This is a genomic window from Salicibibacter cibi, from assembly GCF_016495865.1.
In the GTDB taxonomy this organism is placed as follows: Bacteria; Bacillota; Bacilli; order Bacillales; family Marinococcaceae; genus Salicibibacter; species Salicibibacter cibi.
Window position 1 is genome coordinate 2,302,286 of sequence record NZ_CP054706.1, and the last position, 19,696, is coordinate 2,321,981.

Here is a 19,696-nt window from a genome sequence, read left to right on the forward strand (position 1 = left end):
CGTTCCTCCGGTTATTTTTTGCTATCACGATTTTCTCTTTTGCAGTTCAGCTACGATTGTGGGATGTTCTTTATCGAGTTTGTAAAATAATAACAAAATGATGAGGATCACACTTATAACGATGGGAATATAAATATTTATTGCCAAAATCATTTCAGTGGCTAATGGCGTCTGTTCCACTTGCCCTCCTACATAGCCGCCAAAACTTAATAGCCAGCCGATGAGTGCAAGTCCGATCCCCGAACCGACTTTCATCCCAAAACTCACGCCACTGTTTATTAAACCCGCTGATCGTATCCCTGTTTTATATTCTCCATATTCAATCGTATCGTTAATCATGCCGTAAACATACGCTTGTGGTGCCATGATCCCGAAACCAACGATAACTGTGCCAATTAAGAATATCGTCAAATCAGCCGGATCAATGAATCTGATTACTTGGCCGATGATGAGTACAAATAAACCTATAAGCGCTGTATTACGTTTCCCGATTCTAACAACGACAGGGACCATAAAAAATAAACCTAGAATCATGGGGATCGTCGTAGCAAGTCCTATAATAGGGAATACATCAACGTTTTCTAATATGACTTGAGCGTGATAAATGGTCGATCCTTGGCTCATTCCTACGAGCGCGTACAAAACCATGCTGAAAAGCGTCATAATAACCCAATATTTATTTTTTAATAATGATTTAAATCCCAAAACGAACGGTACTTTTTCATCTGCTTTTAATGACTGCGGCCCCACTCGTTCCTTTACGGATCTAAACGTAATGAATATCGCAACAATCGCGATCAATCCGTATAATGCAGCAGTTGTTGTCCATCCAATGACCCCTGCTAATGGTTGGGAGAGGACCGTGACGACAAGCGCGCCCGAAAAATTTAAAATCCCGGAATACGTATTTGTTACGGAACGACTTTTAGGGGATGCTGTCATAAACCCTTGCAGAGATTTATAAGAAATAGACACAGCGGTGTAAAGCAAAATAAACCCCAAATAGGAGATATAGGCATAAACGAGCATCCCTGTCATGCCAATATCGGGGACTGAAAACAATAATACGGTTATAAGCCCAAAAGGCACGGCCACCCATAATAACCATGGACGAGCGGATCCATATTTTGATCTCGTTCGATCAATAAACACCCCCATGCCTAAGTCCGTAATTCCGTCAAAAAGGCGGGCGACCAACAACAATGTCCCTACCGCTCCGGCTGTTAGCCCGACAACGTCCGTGTAATAATAGGTAAGAAACGTATTAATTAACGTCCAGATTGCAAAAATGCCGAAGGCAGATGATGCATATCCCCACATCTCTTTCCTTGCCGGTTGTTCTATTTTTGGATTGTTTTGATCGATTGGTTTTTCTTTAACGCTTTGTTCTGTCATAAGCCCTTGACCCCCTTGCGATAATTTATCACTTTGGCTGATAAATCGTTAGTTTCGGTTGATATATTGATGTTTTTGGCTGATATCGAGGCGTTTTCGGCTGATAAACGATACAACGATACTCATTACCTATCAGTCCTTCAATTGTTCGCTATACCATTATGGCATCACTCTGCTTCTTTGTTCCTTTCGGTGCTGCTCGACCTCCGGCTGAGGGATTACAATAGAACTGTCGTCCTCCCAAAAGGAGATGTTCACTCTCTGCGAGAAAAAAATCACGCAACCGACCCTAGACAGATGGCAATATCACTCTAGATCGATAGACCACCAGTCTATAAATCCTACAAAAAACTCTCCCTTCCGTTTACCGTGCCTCTTCCCTAACTTTCCGGCGTAATATTTTTCCGACATTTGTCTTGGGTAACTCTTTTCTAAATTCAATGATACGCGGGACTTTATAAGCCGCCATATTTTCACGGCAATAATCGATTAAATCTTCTTCGGTACATTGCTGTTCAGCGTTTGATACGATAACCCCCTTTACCGTTTCGCCTCGATATGGATCCGGAACGCCAACAACGACGGCTTCTTGTACAGCAGGATGTTCATAGAGGATTTCTTCACCATCACGCGGATATATATTGTAACCGCTTGCAATAATCAAGTCTTTTTTACGATCAACAATATATAAATAACCGTCCTCGTCCATATAAGCGATATCACCCGTGTACAACCAACCATCCCTTAGTGCGTGGGCTGTTTCTTCCGGCATGTTCCAGTAACCTTTCATGACCTGAGGACCCTTAATAATGATCTCACCGGATTCGCCGGGCGCCATCTCTTTTTCACCATTAACCAAGTCAACGATTTTATAATCGGTTGAAGGCAACCCTATCCCGACACTTCCGGGTTTTCTGCGCGAAAAGTACGGATTCCCGTGCGTGGAAGGTGACGTTTCCGAAAGGCCATACCCTTCCAATACTGTAGCGCTTGTTTTTTCCTCAAACGTGCGCATGATCTCTTTCGGCATCGGAGCACTCCCGCTTATGCACGCTCGAATGCTATCAAGCGAGTAATCGGCTAAATCCGGTTGGCTTATTAAGTTGATATACATCGTCGGTACGCCCGGAAAAACCGTTGGCCGTAAATCTGTGATGACGTTTAATGCTTCCTTTCGATCGAATTGAGGCAACAAAATATTCATTCCACCGGTATAGATGGATAAGTTCATGCCATTTGACATTCCATATACATGAAATAAAGGAATAACTGTAAGGAACCTGTCAGTCCCAAACTCTAAAGCATCTCCGAAAAATTCAGCCGCTTGCAAGACATTGGCCAGCAAATTTCGGTGCGTGAGCATTGCGCCTTTGGAACGCCCGGTTGTTCCCCCTGTATATTGCAAAACGGCTACATCGTCATTCGCGTTAATCCGAACTGGCTGTAGATCGCCCCCCGATTCCAGGAAACGATTAAACCCTATAGCAATATCTTCGTCTGTATCCCGACCTTCTAAATTCACTTTAATGACATTTTTAATAAACGTGTCTCCGATGATTTGATCTAACACCGGTAACAATGGCTCGTGAATCACAATTGTCTCGGCACCGGCATTCGTTAAAATATATTGCAATTCTTTTCCGACTAGCATTGGATTGATCTGTGTCACAATCGCGCCTGCCTGTAATGATCCATAAAAACTAACGACAAATTGAGGACAGTTTGGAAGCATAATCGCGACTCGATCTCCCTTCTGCCCCCCTGCTTTTTGCAAAGCAGCCGTAAACGAATCGGTTAATTCACCAAGTTTATTGTATGTTATTTCCTCCCCATAAAAATGTAAGGCTACATTATCTCCATAGTTAGCAATTGACACTTTCAACATTTGCGGCAGCGATTTATTAGGGATTTCAATCTCTTTTTTTATATGATCCGGATAATGGTCTAGCCACACTTTGCTCATAACGTTCCCTCCCATGTTGGATTAAGCGTAAGCATGCGCCCCTCCGTCTACCGTTAAGACCTCCCCACTTACAAAATCTGAGGCCGGAGAAGCCAAAAACAGCGCTGCACCTTTTAAGTCCTGATCGCTCCCGAATCGCTTTAAAGGCGTTCGTTCCAATATGGCGTCGCCACCTTTGTCAAGCAATCCACTGGACATTTTTGTAGGAAAAAAACCCGGCGCAATCGCGTTGACATTAATGTTGTGTGCCCCCCATTTTACCGCTAGATCCTTAGTAAACGTCATAACAGCCCCTTTACTCGTGTTATAGCCAATCGTGTCCATCACACTTGGATCGGTGCCCCCAAAACCGGATGTAGAAGATATATTAATGATTTTGCCTGCGTTTTGTTTCATCATTATTTTTCCGACCTCTACACTCATATAAAAGGTTCCATTAATGTTGACATTCATCACTTTCTCCCACGATTCAACCGGCATATCCACAACCGGCGCCGCCCACGTTGCCCCGCTGTTATTGACTAAAATATCAATGCTTCCAAAATGATCGAGCGTAGTCTCCACAACATGCTTTACGTCTTCGAGGTTCGCCACGTCACATTTAAATGCAAGTGAATCAACACCGCGTTTTTTTAATTCCTCACTTTTTTCCTCACACGCCTCCGGTTTTCGGGAGCAAACGACTACATTCGCGCCGGCTTCTGCAAATACGTCTGCAATCTGGGCTCCCAATCCCCGGCCGCCTCCGGTAACAATGGCTGTTTTCCCTTCTAATGAAAATAAATTTTGGATACTCATTACCTTCACTCCTTCAATTTTTCATTCAAGTTCGCCGAATCCCAATCGTTTGCCCAGCTTCATCAGGTATTGACGTTCCTTCATGCGCCTTCGCAAGATCTATAATTGACTTAACAATAGTGTCCGGAAAAGGAGCGGAACGTCTTTCTTTCATATTTATACCCATAAGCATCTGCTCACTCGTTGCCAACCGTTCGCCTTCTTTATTTTCCATAACAAAAAATACATGCAAGCGTTTTTTATCATAGTCCAAGACTTGCACCGTAACGTTTATCTCCTGCCCGGCATAAGCCTCTTTCAAATAGCGCAAATGTGTTTCCAATGTGTATATGGTATAATGCTGCTTATCGCGAAAATCGCTATCAATTCCTATGGCTGTCATGAAACGATCCACAGCTAAGCTAAACACATGCGCGTATGCAGCATCATACATGTGTCCGTTATAATCGATCCAATCTGATTGAACCTTGCTTTCTAGCAATGGCCTGTCTATTTGTGGCATATCCAATTCCCCCTTCCCTAATGTTTCTGTAGAAACGTTGTCGTGTAGTTCCCCCGAATAAAATCTTCATCCACCAATATTTGCTCGAATAGCGGAGCATTGTTTTTAATACCTGATAACTCCAAACTTGCGAAAAATTGTTTGGCCTTCTCAATCGTTGCGCGTCGATCTGAACCGCTTACAATAATTTTTGCAATCATCGGATCGTAAAAGTGTGTCACCTTCGTACCGCTTTCCATCCCTGTATCAACACGGACGCCTGCTTGTTCCTCAGGATAGATAAATGCTTCAATGTCGCCCGGTGATGGAAGGAACCTTTTCGGATCTTCCGCATACAGGCGAAATTCGATTGCATGGCCTTTTTGGCTAAAACCGTCTTGATTAAGGGGAAGCCTCTCTCCATTGGCTACCTTGATTTGCCATTCAACGAGATCAAGTCCGGTCGTCATTTCCGTAACGGGGTGTTCAACTTGCAAGCGCGTGTTCATTTCAAGGAAATAAAAATTTTCATTATCGTCAACGATAAATTCAATCGTCCCTGCATTGACATATCCGACATGCTGTGCTGCTTTTTTTGCTAAAGTAAACATTTTTTCTTTTGTTACATCTGATAGAAACGGTTTCGGGCTTTCCTCAATGACTTTCTGATTTCGCCTTTGGATCGAGCAATCACGTTCATACAAATGGACAACATTCCCAAATGTGTCACCGAAAATTTGAACTTCGATATGGCGTCCGTTTTCAATCATTTTTTCCACAAACATGCCTGAATTCCCAAAATAGGTTTGCGCCCGCTTTTGATTGGAAGTGAATGCCTTTCGTAATTCTTCCTCTGTCGCACACCGTTGCATCCCGATTCCGCCCCCGCCGGCACTGGCTTTTAACATGACGGGATAGCCGATGTCCCCGGCGATCTTAGCAGCTTCATCGACATCACTTACAGCCCCATCGCTGCCCGGCACGACCGGCACGCCCGCTGATTGCATCATTTGCCGTGCACTGACTTTATCACCCATCATTTCGACAACATTTGCATCGGGGCCAATAAACCTAATTCCAGCTTCTTCAACAGCACGGACAAAACCGGCATGCTCCGATAAAAAACCATAGCCAGGGTGGATGGCATCCACGTTTTCTTTTTTGGCTACCTCGAGGATTTTTTCCTGATTCAAATAAGATTTTTCCGCGGGAGGTTCGCCAATCTCATAGGCAACCGTTGCTTCACGAACGTATGGCAGATTTTTATCCGCTTGAGAATAAACGACGACTGATTCCAATCCTAGTTTTTCACATGTATTTAATACACGCCTTGCTATTTCCCCGCGGTTCGCGATTAATATTTTTTTCACGATTCTTTCCCCCTCTCATTCTGCAACTCTGTTAATATCGTATTTTTCAGCTTAAATTTTTCAATTTTATTGGTTGCTGTGCGAGGTACATCCGAAACGATGCGGACGATTGACGGCTGCATAAATTTAGGGATATTTACCTTTATCCAACCCTCAAGTTCTGTTTCTGAAATATGCTCTCCTTCTTTGAGAACCACGCAGGCAACGATGTCATCCTCGTCTCCCTCGCTTGCAGGAATAGGAAATATGGCAGAGACATTTACTGAATCATGGTCGCTAAGCATGTCCTCCACTTGGTAGGAAGATACATTTTCTCCTTTTTTTCTGATGACATCCCCCATACGATCCACAAAATAAAATACGCCTTCTTCATCCTTGTAAGCAGCATCTCCAGAATGGAACCAATAGTTTCTGGAAGCTTTAATCGTCGCTTCGAGTTTATTGTAATATTCATCTAAAAGTACACTAGGGTATTTCGGTCGAAAAGCTAATTCACCAACTTCACCTGCTGAACATTCTTCGTCCCATTCATTTAATATGATCGCTTCAAGAAAGGAGGACGGCTTGCCCATAAATCCTTTTCCCAATGTCTCCTTTCCTTCTCTAATTTCAATCTCAAGTTGTTGGGCCATGTTAAGCGTTTCTCTATACGAATATCCTTTATATAGTTCCTGCGGAGTGCCGTTTACGCCTTCTAATTCATCAATGACACTGACAAACCCATTGCCTGCCTCGGTCTGGCCAAATCCGGCAAAAACAAAATCAAACCCGAAGCGTTTAGCAACATCGTGATGATACTGCGGCAATGGCTGCATATATACCTTGTTAAGCGAGTTGTTTTGATCTTCGGATGTTTTAGGTGCTTTCATTAGCCAAGGAATCATAACATCCAATAGAATCGCCGTTGAAGCACCGCTCTTTTCAATTCGATTCCAGAAATCGGTGGGGCTAAACTTATCCCAAACGGCGACCGTGGAGCCAACGAATGCAGCTCTTGCCAAAAGAGCAAAAGCACCTCCAACATGATACATTGGCAAGTCGTTATATACGACATCTTCTTGGGTTGTAAATTGTTGAAAAGAGTACGTGTAGGCATGGATCCACCTATACGATTGTTTCACGCCTTTTGCCGGGCCTGTAGTACCGGAGGTATAAATAATGTTTGCCGTATCCCAATAGTTAAGATGGACATAAGGGTTTGTTTTCGGGCCTTTAAGTGTGTCGTTAAAATCAATCACATGAAAATGATCTGCCTTAATGTCTATAACGTCTTCTTGATAATCATGTTCATTCGGTTGCGGATCATGAATAAGCGCGGTTAGCGGCGGTAAATCGTCTGCAACTTCATTGAGTATTGGGATCAACCGACGCTCCGTAATGAGCCATACTGGTTGGGTATCATTGATTTGATAAGATAATAAGGATCCTTTGTAATTAAAATTAATAGGGCTGAATACAGCTCCCGCTTTCCATATGCCAAACATGGATAAGGCGCTTACAAGCGGGTTCATAAGAAAGACCGATATCCGATCTCCCTTTTGAACCCCTTTATTTTGTAAATAATGGGCGATACTATTCGCCATTTCGTTGAATTGTTTAAAAGAAAAATGTTGATCCTCTTCTCCGTAATAGAAAAATGTCTTATCGCCTATCTCTTCTGCCCATTGTTCAAGTTTTTTAGTGACCATTTCTTCGTTCGTATTTAAAGATGTTTCAAATAGGCTCATGAGGAATGCTCCTCTCCATTCTACTTCTCATGATTCAATCTCAATCAACGTTTCACCTTCATTCACAAAGTCACCTTCATTTTTGTATATCGCTTGGACACGACCCGAAACTTCTGATTCGATAGGGATTTCCATTTTCATTGATTCTAAAATAGCAAGCTCATCACCGGATTGAACTTGGTCTCCTTGTTTTACTAATATTTTCCATGTTGTTCCGCTCATTTCGGCTTTTATTTCTGCCATTATTCTTTTCCTCACTTTCCATTATTATTGTTTGAATTAAATCTCCCTCTCATGATAGGTTGCCATTCGGTTTATAGCTTCTTGAGAAGGCTTTTCAGTCAATCCACTTACACTAACCATTGCAACGATAGACAAAGGTAAGGCAACCAATATCTCTGCATTATAAGGGAATTCAAATCCAAAAAAGGCAATAAGAAAACTAACAGCACCCACGACAAGACCGGTCATTGCTCCATGAACATTGGCACGTTTCCACCATATCCCCAACACAAGGGGAGCGAATAAAGCTGATGCCATAAATCCCACAGCTGCTGTATAAAGTACAACTAGAAAATCCGGTGGATTGAGTGAAAGAAGCATCACAACTAAACCAACGACCCATGTAGAGATGGCTGATACTTTTAAAATTTGACGTTGGGTTGCTTCAGGATTGTACCAACCTTTATATAAATCAAAGGCAACTGCACTACTTAATGCTAATAGCAAAGCATCGACGGAGGACATAACCGCTGCCATTATCCCTGCAGCCAGCACCCCCATTATGATAGGGCCAAAGAATTGTTCTGCAATTAGAAGCAACCACATATCAGATGGATTTGCTTCAAGTAATGAATTGCTTAACAATGGCACAAATGGTGTAACCAATAAAGCAGATGCCACCATTAAAGAGCCATAAGTAAACATCCCAATGTTCATCGATAATTTTGCGGAACGATCATCTGTTGCCGTAAAAACTCGCATTAACAAATGAGGGATAACACAAACGGCTACTGCCCAAGTCGTAAACGCACCTATATATCCTGTAATCGGCATCGTTGCCCCAACTGCCCCGAGACCCGGATTTTCGTTTGTTGCATTCAGGAGCAAATCTGTATAAGGCATCGGCAAATGAATAAGAGCTCCGATACATACAATTAATATGATGAGAATGACCATAGCACCTTGTAGTATATTCGTCCAAGTAACAGCTAACATTCCACCCATTGCAACGTAGAGGATGAAAACAATCGCAATAATAACGACTCCCCATTGATAGGACCACCCGGTGACATAAGAGCCAATCAATCCACCGGCCGTCATTTGTGACATGAGGTACATACCCGAGCCAATAATAATCACAACCGGTACAGCTACCTTAAACAAACGATGCTCGTAACGATCCACCAAAAATTCAGTGACAGTGAACTTACGCGAATTACGCATGGGCTTTGCCACTAAAACACTCGCAATTGCAAATCCGGCAATTGACCCAAGTGTCATCCACGACAGAAAAGGAAATCCAAGTTCCCACACAGTACCAACACCTGCCATGAATGACCCTCCACTTCCTAAAGCGGCCATCATAGCTAAAGCATTAACACCGGTCCCGATACGACGCCCAGCAACATAATATTCGTCCGTACTTGCTTGAGACTGTGTTACACGCTTTTGTGAATACTTCCCCAAAATAATAAGAAAAAGAAAATACAAAAGCATGATAGATATTTCAATTATTTTCATGCCATCCTCACCAGCCTATGATTTTTAAAAATCTTTAGGTACATTTGATTTTTCGCCTTTATTCTGATTTTCTTTTTTGTTCTCCCAAGTCAAGGCAATAGCCAACAGAGGAATGACCAACTGTAAAGAAAGTCCTATCCAAGCAACTAACGATATATTTAGAAAGGTTATATCATAGCTCCATGGCAGCATGAAAACGATTAAAAACAACACAATGAGAATGATGAGCAATCCTTCTCGAAACGGCATTTTGAACCAATTTTTTTCTTTGGTGGGCATGGTCTTCCTCCTCATTCAACTCTGTTGAATCTGCTTCCATTTTCGTTTGTTAACAAGCTCCAGCAAAAAAGCAAACTGAAATCTTGGGTGCGCCCGTATTTTCCAGGGAGCAACTTTCATGCGTTCGTTAAACATTTTTAACAACGAAGTCAACTTTTGCTTGGAATCATATTGAATAGATAAGAAGGTGATCCCACCTAAATTTTGTTTAGCGTTCAAGAGAAACGAAAAAAAACGGGTTAATGGATCGGCTGACACATAGATTAATACCATCGTTAATTCATCTGATGTAATAATTATTTGCTCATGTTTACTGTCATACATGAAATGTGGAGGAGCTTTATTGATTTTGAAATGAACCCCTTGCTCTCTCATTATTTCTGTTATCAACTGGTAAGCTTCATTTTGTTGTATACCTACATATGCTTCCCATTTTGTTTGATAGAATGAGAGCATTTATACTCTCCCCCTCTTTAGCTTTTATTTTTTAGCATTTAGCCATAAGGAGCTCAAGGCCTCATCGTATGTGAAGAGGGGCCGACATGTTGGGGCAAGAGCCGGTACGCATCATCAATCCATTCACATAACAGCGGTCTCGTATCACGAGGATCAATGATTTCTTCAATCCCAAATGATTCTGCTGTCCGAAAGGGGGAGCGTATGTCTTCCATGTTGTCCATTAAGCTTTTTAGTAATTGCTCTGGCTCTTCGCTCGCTTCAAGTTCCCTTCGATACGCGACTTGGACGCCGCCTTCGATCGGCAATGAGCCCCAATCGCCGGAAGGCCATGCATAGCGTTGATGAAGCCCATGACCGTTAATCATACCGGCTCCGCCAACCCCAAAGACCTTTCTGAGAATAATTTCAATCATAGGGACCGTTGCCTGATAAATTGCCGAGATCGCCCGTACCCCTTTTCGAATCGTTCCTTTTCGTTCTTCTTCCACCCCGATCACCATTCCGGGTTGATCGACGAAATTAACGATCGGTACATGAAACGTTTGGCACAAATCAACGAAACGTTCGATTTTTTCACTGCTTTCTGCCGTAAGACCGCCTCCTAATATAAAGGGATCGGATGCCAAGTAGCCAACCGGATAACCGTTTAACCGCGCAAAGCCAGTGACCGTGCCTCTTCCGTAATATTTGCCCATCTCAAATATCGAATCGCGATCAAATACTTTTTCGAGTATGGGGCGAATTTTATAAGGCTTCCGTCTGTTTCTCGGTATAGCCGATAGAAGCTCCTCGTCTTTTCGATCCACTCGATCCGTCGTCGCTTGATAAGGCGGCAGCTCCCAAACATTACTCGGAAGATAGGATAAAAACGTTCGGATTTGTTCAAAGGCCTCTTCCTCGGATGCAGCGATATTATCAACCGCTCCACTCGAACGGTGTACGTCGGCACCCCCTAATTCTTCTTTTGATACGTCATATCCTCTTCCGTACTTCACAACTTGGGGGCCGGCGACAAACAATTGTGACGTGTCTTCGATCATGATGGAAAAGTGTGAAGCGGCCACCCTTGCAGCACCAAGACCGGCCGTTGAGCCCATTGCGGCTGCGACGACTGGAACTTTTCCCATATTGTTCACGACATGATCCCATGCAGGGTTCACGGGCACATAAGTCGCACTCGTGTCGTTAAGGCTTTTCACACTTCCCCCGCCGCCTGTGCCATCGACTAATCTAACCATAGGCAATTGAAGTTCGTGGGCCATTAATTCGGAGTACACTTGCTTTTCATGAATGCCTCCATCGGAGGCACCGCCACGAACCGTGAAATCATCTGCACCGACGACAACCTTTCGGTCATTGATTCTTCCTGTTCCCAATATAAAGTTTGCCGGTTGAAAATCTTTCACTTTTCCATCCTCATCATAAGACGCTTTCCCGGCTAATGCTCCGGTTTCATGAAACGTATCCGTATCTAAAAGCTTGTCTACACGTTCCCTGACGGTATATTTTCCCTTTGAATGATGCTTTGCAACATTATCCTCCCCTCCCATTTTATGGGCGAGGCGTTCCAACCTTTTGAGTTCATCTACTTCGGGCTGCCAGCTCATACTATTAGTCTCCCTTGTAAAATAAATGGTTTTATCTGATACATCTATCGTTATTGTATACGCTTACAAAACAAAACAATAAAGCCTTTGTATTTTTTGATACTAACCGATTAGTATGTTAAACATTACAATAATGATTGAAAAAAAGCAATAGTCCTCACTATTCATTTGCCGTGTGAGTTAAAGATTTAATGTTCCTCCATCGATGACTAGTGTTTCTCCCGTGATAAAAGACGACTCGTCGGAAGCTAAAAATAACACAGCATTTGCAATCTCTTCTGGTTGTCCGACTCTCCTAAGCGCGTTGGCTTTAGATAAAATCGGCCACTTATCAGTTTCCTTCCAGTCGTCTGTCATTTTCGTATCGATAATTCCCGGCGCAATCGCGTTGACACGGATATTTTGCCTTCCATGTTCCGTAGCAGCTGTCTTTGTGAGTGCAATAACACTGCTCTTGGAAGCCGAGTATGCAGAGACAAGTTTTTGTCCTTTTATCCCTGCGATGCTGGCGGTATTAATAATGGAACTCCCCGGTTCCATATAAGGGATGGCATGCTTCATGCCAAGAAAGACGCCATTAATATTAATATCCATCACGTGTTGCCATTCCTCAAAAGAAACATCCGGCATTTTTTTCTCATCACAATTGACACCGGCGTTATTAAATAAAATATTGAGGGAACCGAAGGTATCAATTGTTTTATCGATCATTTCCTCGACTTCATTCGGTTTAGTGATATCCGTACGAATGAAGTCGGATTTCCCTCCTTTTTCAATTATAGCCTCTCGGCATTCGCCAAGGCTGGCGCGGCAAGGGATTCCTTGTCGCACCCATTTTGCTATCCTCCTACCTTCGGTAGGAGATTTTTATCTTTTCAATTTTAAATCCAGTCATGTGAATCACGAAAATTTCTTTTATAATTGGGTCTGTAAGCCCTTGACTTTTTCAAATCACCCTCATAATCGCCGGTGAAGGGAATGTATTTTCCTTTACTACGATTTTTGGGGGTTTTCTTTTGAAACCAACGGTTTTTCCTCATGACACGTATCAAACCTTTGTCCTTGAACAACTTCAGGAACACTACGGACGCTCCATTATCCATTTGAGTCAGGATTGGCCGCTCATCCTCAAATGTTGGCAAGCCGACCTTTCAGGCATTACCGGCCAACTGATGGAGCAGTATGCGGATCAAGGGCCAGAACCCCGCGATCCGGCTTCCATGTTGCGTTCCTATCTCGTCTTTTTGTTCACAAATCCCGGCATCGGGATCACCCAATGGATCAACGAAATGAAACGCACACCTATTTACGCGATCTTGAGCGGCTTTTCTCCTGATGATATCCCCGGGGTTGGCACGTTCTATGAGTTTATCGAGCGCCTCTGGCCCGAGGCGACCAAAAACTTAAAACCCAAGAAGCAAAAACCGAAAAAGAACAAGAAGAAGGGCCAAAAAGGAAAGAAAGGCCAAAAAGCCAATTACAAACCGGGTAAAGTCGAACGCTTCGCACGATGGTCGGAACGCCATATGGACATCGTCAAACCATTGCCCGGCGACCCACTTTTTCAGTTTTTCGAACAGAATATCTTAAAGGTTTCTGCGGACCTAGGCCTGATCGGAGATCCTGATGCGCTCAGTGTCGCCGGGGATGGTACGCCTGTTGTCACGCAAGCTTACCGGCGAAGCAAACCGACCTGTGATTGTCGCGCGAACGGGATTTATGGCTGCCATCATCATCGCATCTATTCCCAGCCGGATTGTGACGGTGGATGGGACAGCTCCCGTGAGAAGTACTTTAACGGCTATCATCTCTATATGTTAGCGGCCGCGGACAGCCCGCATGACCTGCCATTGTATCCACGTCTGCATCCGGCATCCCGGCATGATGCCGTCAGTTTGGTCGCGAGCGCGGTTGAATTCAACCAACGCTACACCTTGGGATCCGTGAATCGTATGCTTCTCGATGCCGCTCATGACGCCGAGGCTATCTATGAGCTCTTGGATAAGCAAGGTACCGAGCCTTTCATCGATTTGAACAACAGAAGCAAAAAGAATATCGAAACGAACAGTGATATTCAGATTTCACCCGAGGGCATTCCCATCTGCCCCAACGGTCGTGAAATGAAACCAAATGGCTTCGACAAATCCCAGAATCGCAGGAAGTGGCGCTGCACGCCATCCTGCGGGTGTTCGGACGCGACATACGGCCGGACCTATCACACGAAATCAAGTGACAACCTGCGTTTGTTTCCCAAAACGCCACGCGATTCTCAAGCGTGGAAAGACATCTACAAACGCCGCACTTCAAGCGAACGGACAAACAAACGCGAGAAGAATGATTATCAACTGGAAGCCGGTCGACACCGATCAACGATGATGTGGTACATGCGTATTTATGGCATTATGATCTGCCAACACATAGACGCCTGGTATGAAAGCCAAAAAGACGACTGGAACCAGCTCAAAACGACTATCTGCCCTGCCGCTGCTTAAGTTTTAAAAAACGACATCCAAAATTCTGCACGTATGCCCTTTTTTGAAAATGGTTTTCATTTCCATATGCTTCAAACCATTTTAGGCCTATTGTCTATCCGTTTCTTGCCTCGAACCACCCCCGTCGCCTTCTAATTCCGAGAGGCTATAATTATCATATTTGCGGTTTCTTTACCGGCATCCTTATCTACATCGGATATCATGACTTTGGCTTTTTCCTGTGCAAAATGCAACGCGACGGATCTGCCAATATCTCCTCCGCCACCGGTTACAATGGCAACTTTATCTTCCAAGCGCAAAACAACCACCCTTTCCGATTATTTAATACCCCGTTGGCCAATTGGCAAGACGTCGCTCGCTGATCGAACCATTTCTTCCACATGCATAGTCTAACGTTCGAGACAGAAATTTCCTCGTTTCTCTTGGATCGATAATGTCATCAAGCATATATTTACCGGCTGCTTTGTATGGGGAGCTGTCAAAACTCCAAGATTTCAACAGTTCCGCCCGTTCCGTCTCCGGCTGTTCCGATTGTGCAAGTTCACGTCCGTATACGACATTGATACCGACTTCCGGTCCTGTAAAGTTAATTTCAGCCGTTGGCCATGCCACAACAAAATCCGCCCCCATAGTTGGCCCGCACATATTGCCGTAAGCTGCTCCGATACTTTTGCGAATGACGATCGAAATCTTGGGCACGGTTGACTGAGCAAGGGCTTGGTTCCACACCATAATTTTTGTTGGCATTTTCATCTTCTCTGCCTCACTCGATACGCGAAAACCGGGCGTATCATGTAAGAAAATAAGTGGAATATTGTATGAATCACACATTACAATGAAATCGGTTGCCTTCTCACATTCCTTATCTCCCGCGGCGCCTGCAAATTTCATCGGTTGATTTGCAATAACGCCGACTGTCCGTCCATTTACTCTCGTTAAGACAGTGATAAGCGCCGTCCCATACGTCGCTTTCAGTTCAAAAAAGTGATGATCATCTGCAATGTGTTCAATAACCTTTTTCATATCATAAGCTCTTTGTCTCCGGGTAGGCACAAGATCGACCAACTCATCCAAGCTGCGGAATGGGTCATCCTTTGTTTCTTTGAATGGGGGCTCTTCACCCCCATTTTGCGGCATAAAATCAAGAAACTGTTTGAGGGAGTCGAGCACATCTTCTTCATTTTCCGCGAAATGGTCCACTTGCCCCGTATGATGCGCGTGTATTTCCCAGCCGCCAAGTTCCTCGTTTGAGACGCTCTCTCCTGTGGCGACCTCAAGCATGCGTGGACCGGCCACTGCCATGGACGTCCCTTTACGTTGTGCCACAAAATCCGAAGATACCGCCGTCCAAGTAGGGCCGCCAAAACTGTCACCTAAAATAGCTGTTATCATCGGCACTTCACGGTGATGGGTCAATAGCTCATTCGGAAAAAGCACTTGGCTTATGCCATCCGAGCCCATTCCATCCGGCATTCTCAACCCTCCGCCTTCCATAAGGTTTAAGAATGGAAAGCCGCGTTTCAAAGCAAAGTTGTGGGCAGCTTGTGATTTTCGGAAATATACTTTTCCCTCTGTGCCGGCAAAAACGGTTTTATCCGCTGCCTGCACGACAATCGGCCGTCCGTTTATCTTTGCCAGTCCGATAATGACGCCATCTCCTGCACTTTTCTCTTCGCTCCCGTCTTGGTCAGAGTGGCCAAGCATACCCAATTCCAAAAAGGATTCCGGATCGACGAGTTTGTCAATGCGTTCCCTTGCAGTGTAAAAACCCGAACTGTGCTGTCGCTCAATTTTTTCTTTACCGCCTCCCAAACGGGCACGATCTTTTCGATTTGATAGTTCTTTGAGTTCCATCTCCATGTTTGTTTTATCCATTTATAACTCCTACCCCTATGATTTTCGTGATGTTTGATCGAAGTGATCCATTCTATTCTTTTAAAAGCCGTCGTAACACTTTCCCGGAGCTTGTTGCCGGCAATTGATCAACGAAAACAACGTCGCGTGGGTATTTATACGCTGCCATGTGTTCCTTGCTCCAGGCAATAATGTCATCCGCAGTGATTGTCTCTCCATACTCCTGTTTCAAGACGACAAAGGCTTTTACACTTTCCCCGCGTTTGCTGTCCGGCACACCGATCGCAGCGACTTGGGCAATGGCTTCATGGTCGCTCATTAATGCCTCGACATCTTCCGGAAACACGCTGTAACCAGATGCTTTAATCATCTCTTTCACCCGGCCGTTAAATGTTAAATAGCCGTCATCATCCAACGTGCCAATATCACCGGTAAAAACCCACCCATCGCGTAAGGTAGCCGCTGTTGCTTCAGGGCGGTTAAGATATCCCTTAAACACGCCGGGGTTTTTCACGGCAATTTCACCTTGCCTTCCCGCTGGCAAATCTTCTCCACTTTCCGGATCTACAATCCGAATATCCGTTTGATACGTTGGAATGCCACATGTTCCATATTTGATTTTATCCATAGGCATCATCGTGTCACATGTATGCGTTTCACTTAATCCGTAAGACGCTTCAAAAAGAAGGCACCCATCTGTAAGTTTTCCCCACGCTTCTGCTAGTGGCTCATCGACAGCCATTCCAAAGCTTGTTGCGAAATTGGTTTCCAAACAAGACAAATCATGGTCTGCGGATGCTTCATTTAATATCGCCGCGTTCATTGTGGCTACCGTATACAATTTATTCACTCTGTAACGCTCAATCGCCTGAATAGCCGTCAATGGTTCAAAGCGTGTCAATAGAATACAAGAATTGGCACAATAGACGGGGAGATTAACCCCCATAACCATGCCGGCAATATGGCAAAGCGGAGCCGCCGCTAGCGTGCGATCTTCTTGTTGGTGTTGGTACCCATGCGCTGTAGCTGCTGTTTTGAATAACGCATTTCCAAACGTGAGCATCGCCGCCTTAGGTCTTCCAGTCGTACCGGAGGTAAATACCATTAGACCAACATCGTTCCAGACATCAATCGATGCTGTCTCTTCCAGTGGTGCTGTCGCGGTTACAATGTCTATTACATCATACGCGTCATCAGTCGCTTTCTTTTCTCCTTGAAGGTCCTCAGGCAAAGGCAGCGTTACATTTTCAGAAAGAAAGTCCGCATAATGAGTGGTCATTACAAATTGAAGCGAATGGGTTTTATCTTTAATAGCGACTATATGGTCATATAATTCATCGCCTGCAATAACCGCCATAATTTCAGCTTCATTTATGAAATACTCCAGTTCCGACGCCTTGTACATAGGATTTAAAGGAACGACCGTGCCCCCTAACATTTGTATGGCGTAATGACTCAGTAAATATTGAGGACAGTTTTGCATGTATAACGCGACTTTATCTCCTTTTGTAATTCCCTTGTTCTGAAGGAAGTGGGCCAGCCGGCGCGTTTGGGCCACTAATTGCTCCCAACTGATCTCATTTCCATAAAAATTATAAGCGGTTTTATTTGGATGATCGATGGCATTTTGAATGAGGTATTCATGTAAGGCTTTTTCTCCAAGTCGGTAACTCAATGTTTCCGGAACCCCTTGCGGCCAACTTTTCTTTAAAAAAGAAGTCATATATGATTCCTCCCTCCATTATTTGAATGTCTAACTAAATAAAGCAATTTTTATGCCAAAAACCAATCCGCTTAAAATCAGGCTTTCCATTGTATAAACAACGCACACCTACTTACATTTGAATTAAATGAATTCAATAGTGAATAATTTTTTGGAAGCCCTTACATTTCATCATAAATTATATTTATTGAGCTTTCTCGCAATGGTAGCCTGACTTGAATTTAAGGCCTCCGCAATTTGGTGTGTCGTTTTATAATGGCTGACGGCACTTTGAAGCAAATCTTTTTCAGCTTTTTCAGCTGCTTTTTTTAGAAGATTACTATTACCAGTTTCCAGATGAAATGAAGGTTGGTATTCTTCCGGTAGATCGGGGATAGAAAGTTCATTCGTGGGCATGATGATAACCAATCGTTGGATTAGATTAGCCAGTTCCCTTATATTCCCTGTCCACTCATATCGCTTTATAAAGTCCTGCAAATCATTGGACATCCATTTGTTTACATTGTATTTTTTATTAAACGTCTGTAGATAAAAATGTGCGATAGGTAAAATATCTTCTTTTCTGTCCCGGAGTGGAGGAACGTGAATTGGGAGGACATTTAATCGATAAAAAAGGTCTTCTCTAAACTCCCCATGTCTAACCATTTCTTTCAAATCTCTATTTGTCGCTGCAATGATCCTCGTATCAATATCTTGTGTCTTAGTTGCGCCAATTCTTCTTATCTCTTTATCTTGAATGACTTGCAGTAATTTAACTTGTAGCTTTAAAGGAAGTTCACCGATCTCATCTAAAAAAACCATGCCTTTGTTCGCTAATTCAAATAACCCCGGCTTCCCTGAACGGTTGGCTCCGGAAAAGGCACCTGATTCATATCCGAATAATTCCGATTCAAGTAAGTCAGTTGGTATGGCCCCGCAATTAATCTTAACGAACTGCCCCATTTTTTGGCGCTCACTTTTATTAAATATCTCTTTTGCAATGATGTCCTTCCCTACACCTGTCTCTCCTGATATAAGAACAGAGGCTTCCACATTGGCAATTCGTTCGATAACGTTATAAATCTCGATCATTTTTTTATCTTCACATATGACGTCGTGTCTTTTTTGATGATGTTCTGATTCGTCACTCTTCAATTCTTGAGGGAGAACAAGTTCTGTCACATCCCTAATGTTAATGATTACTTTTTCAATTTCATTATTTTCGTTGAATAGAGGGGCCCCGGTCATCACAATTTGCTTGTTATCGACGCCACCTTGATAAACAGTAACGGATTCCTTGCTTTCTAATACTTTGGATGTGACAGATTCCTGTAAAAAACCTCTCGTCATTAATTTATCTTCACTTTTCCCTAAAAAATAGTCTCTCGGAATGCCTGTCAATCGCTCAATCGATGAATTTAATCGAACAGTAACGCCTTTTTCATCTTGTACGGATATACCATCATAGGAGTTCTCTATAATATAATTTAGTTCTTTATTTACTTTTGTTAAATGTTTGACTTCCTTTTGTAATTCGTTGAATTCTGGATCCTCGTAGATTATGTGCATCTTGTAACCCTGATCATCCGCACAATCTTGTTCGATAATACGATATAACTTATTTTTGTATTCTATGTGAGGACTTTGGTTACGAGGGCTGGTCATTTTTTTCTCAATATCTGTCAAATTAAACATTGCATCGAAAGCTTCATTATAATCTACGATCTTCCCATTATAGTCAGTTATAGCTATTGGCAATTCCAAAGTTCGGGTGTACTCTCTTTTAACATAAGCCATCTATTTTGTTCACCCCGATCCGGAAATTT

Annotated in this window: 17 protein-coding genes; 1 reads left to right on the forward strand and 16 read right to left on the reverse strand. The window is 43.4% G+C overall.

The features are described 5' to 3' along the window. Positions 1-24: 24 nt before the first annotated feature. The 12 genes from HUG20_RS11580 to HUG20_RS11635 form a co-directional block, all read right to left on the reverse strand. Complete coding sequence (locus HUG20_RS11580) at positions 25-1,395, reverse strand: MFS transporter (protein WP_200084843.1); 1,371 nt, start codon at positions 1,393-1,395, stop codon at positions 25-27. A gap of 364 nt (positions 1,396-1,759) precedes the next feature. Beyond that, the gene (locus tag HUG20_RS11585; protein ID WP_200084844.1) at positions 1,760-3,358 is read right to left on the reverse strand and encodes a long-chain-fatty-acid--CoA ligase; all 1,599 of its coding nucleotides are present in this window, start codon (positions 3,356-3,358) and stop codon (positions 1,760-1,762) included. Positions 3,359-3,379: 21 nt separating this feature from the next. After that, positions 3,380-4,156 carry an SDR family oxidoreductase gene (locus HUG20_RS11590; protein WP_200084845.1) on the reverse strand — a complete coding sequence of 259 codons (777 nt, stop codon included), beginning with the start codon at positions 4,154-4,156 and terminating at the stop codon, positions 3,380-3,382. A 25-nt stretch (positions 4,157-4,181) separates the two neighbouring features. Next, positions 4,182-4,658, reverse strand: coding sequence for a thioesterase family protein (locus tag HUG20_RS11595; protein WP_200084846.1), 477 nt, complete (start codon positions 4,656-4,658; stop codon positions 4,182-4,184). 17 nt (positions 4,659-4,675) lie between these two features. Further along, complete coding sequence (locus tag HUG20_RS11600) at positions 4,676-6,007, reverse strand: acetyl-CoA carboxylase biotin carboxylase subunit (RefSeq protein ID WP_200084847.1); 1,332 nt, start codon at positions 6,005-6,007, stop codon at positions 4,676-4,678. After that, positions 6,004-7,734, reverse strand: a complete 1,731-nt coding sequence (locus tag HUG20_RS11605; RefSeq protein ID WP_200084848.1) for an AMP-binding protein — start codon at positions 7,732-7,734, stop codon at positions 6,004-6,006. Before HUG20_RS11605 ends, HUG20_RS11600 begins: the two co-directional genes overlap by 4 nt. Before the next feature lie 27 nt (positions 7,735-7,761). Next, positions 7,762-7,977 carry an acetyl-CoA carboxylase biotin carboxyl carrier protein subunit gene (locus tag HUG20_RS11610; RefSeq protein WP_200084849.1) on the reverse strand — a complete coding sequence of 72 codons (216 nt, stop codon included), beginning with the start codon at positions 7,975-7,977 and terminating at the stop codon, positions 7,762-7,764. 36 nt (positions 7,978-8,013) lie between these two features. Beyond that, positions 8,014-9,477 (reverse strand): sodium:solute symporter family protein, encoded by a 1,464-nt coding sequence (locus tag HUG20_RS11615; RefSeq protein ID WP_200084850.1) that lies wholly within the window; start codon positions 9,475-9,477, stop codon positions 8,014-8,016. Between the two features lie 24 nt (positions 9,478-9,501). After that, the gene (locus HUG20_RS11620) at positions 9,502-9,756 is read right to left on the reverse strand and encodes a hypothetical protein (RefSeq protein ID WP_200084851.1); all 255 of its coding nucleotides are present in this window, start codon (positions 9,754-9,756) and stop codon (positions 9,502-9,504) included. 15 nt (positions 9,757-9,771) lie between these two features. Then, positions 9,772-10,212, reverse strand: a complete 441-nt coding sequence (locus HUG20_RS11625; RefSeq protein ID WP_200084852.1) for a hypothetical protein — start codon at positions 10,210-10,212, stop codon at positions 9,772-9,774. A gap of 53 nt (positions 10,213-10,265) precedes the next feature. Beyond that, positions 10,266-11,822, reverse strand: a complete 1,557-nt coding sequence (locus HUG20_RS11630) for an acyl-CoA carboxylase subunit beta (RefSeq protein ID WP_200084853.1) — start codon at positions 11,820-11,822, stop codon at positions 10,266-10,268. A gap of 180 nt (positions 11,823-12,002) precedes the next feature. Further along, positions 12,003-12,653, reverse strand: coding sequence for an SDR family NAD(P)-dependent oxidoreductase (locus HUG20_RS11635; protein ID WP_246476392.1), 651 nt, complete (start codon positions 12,651-12,653; stop codon positions 12,003-12,005). A gap of 185 nt (positions 12,654-12,838) precedes the next feature. On the opposite strand from HUG20_RS11635, the gene HUG20_RS11640 reads away from it, so the two are divergent. Then, entirely contained in the window at positions 12,839-14,314 is a 1,476-nt protein-coding gene (locus tag HUG20_RS11640) for a transposase (RefSeq protein WP_200084121.1), read from the forward strand. A 131-nt stretch (positions 14,315-14,445) separates the two neighbouring features. Here the strand turns inward: HUG20_RS11640 and HUG20_RS11645 are convergent, their stop codons facing one another. From HUG20_RS11645 to HUG20_RS11660, 4 genes are all read right to left on the reverse strand, one after another. Beyond that, a complete protein-coding gene (locus HUG20_RS11645; RefSeq protein WP_246476393.1) occupies positions 14,446-14,607 on the reverse strand; it encodes an SDR family NAD(P)-dependent oxidoreductase in 162 nt (53 codons plus the stop codon). A gap of 28 nt (positions 14,608-14,635) precedes the next feature. Continuing rightward, complete coding sequence (locus tag HUG20_RS11650; RefSeq protein WP_246476394.1) at positions 14,636-16,189, reverse strand: acyl-CoA carboxylase subunit beta; 1,554 nt, start codon at positions 16,187-16,189, stop codon at positions 14,636-14,638. A 52-nt stretch (positions 16,190-16,241) separates the two neighbouring features. Beyond that, complete coding sequence (locus HUG20_RS11655; protein ID WP_200084855.1) at positions 16,242-17,891, reverse strand: AMP-binding protein; 1,650 nt, start codon at positions 17,889-17,891, stop codon at positions 16,242-16,244. A gap of 171 nt (positions 17,892-18,062) precedes the next feature. Then, positions 18,063-19,667: a sigma-54 interaction domain-containing protein gene (locus HUG20_RS11660; RefSeq protein WP_200084856.1), complete on the reverse strand. Its 1,605-nt coding sequence runs from the start codon at positions 19,665-19,667 to the stop codon at positions 18,063-18,065. Positions 19,668-19,696: the final 29 nt, after the last annotated feature.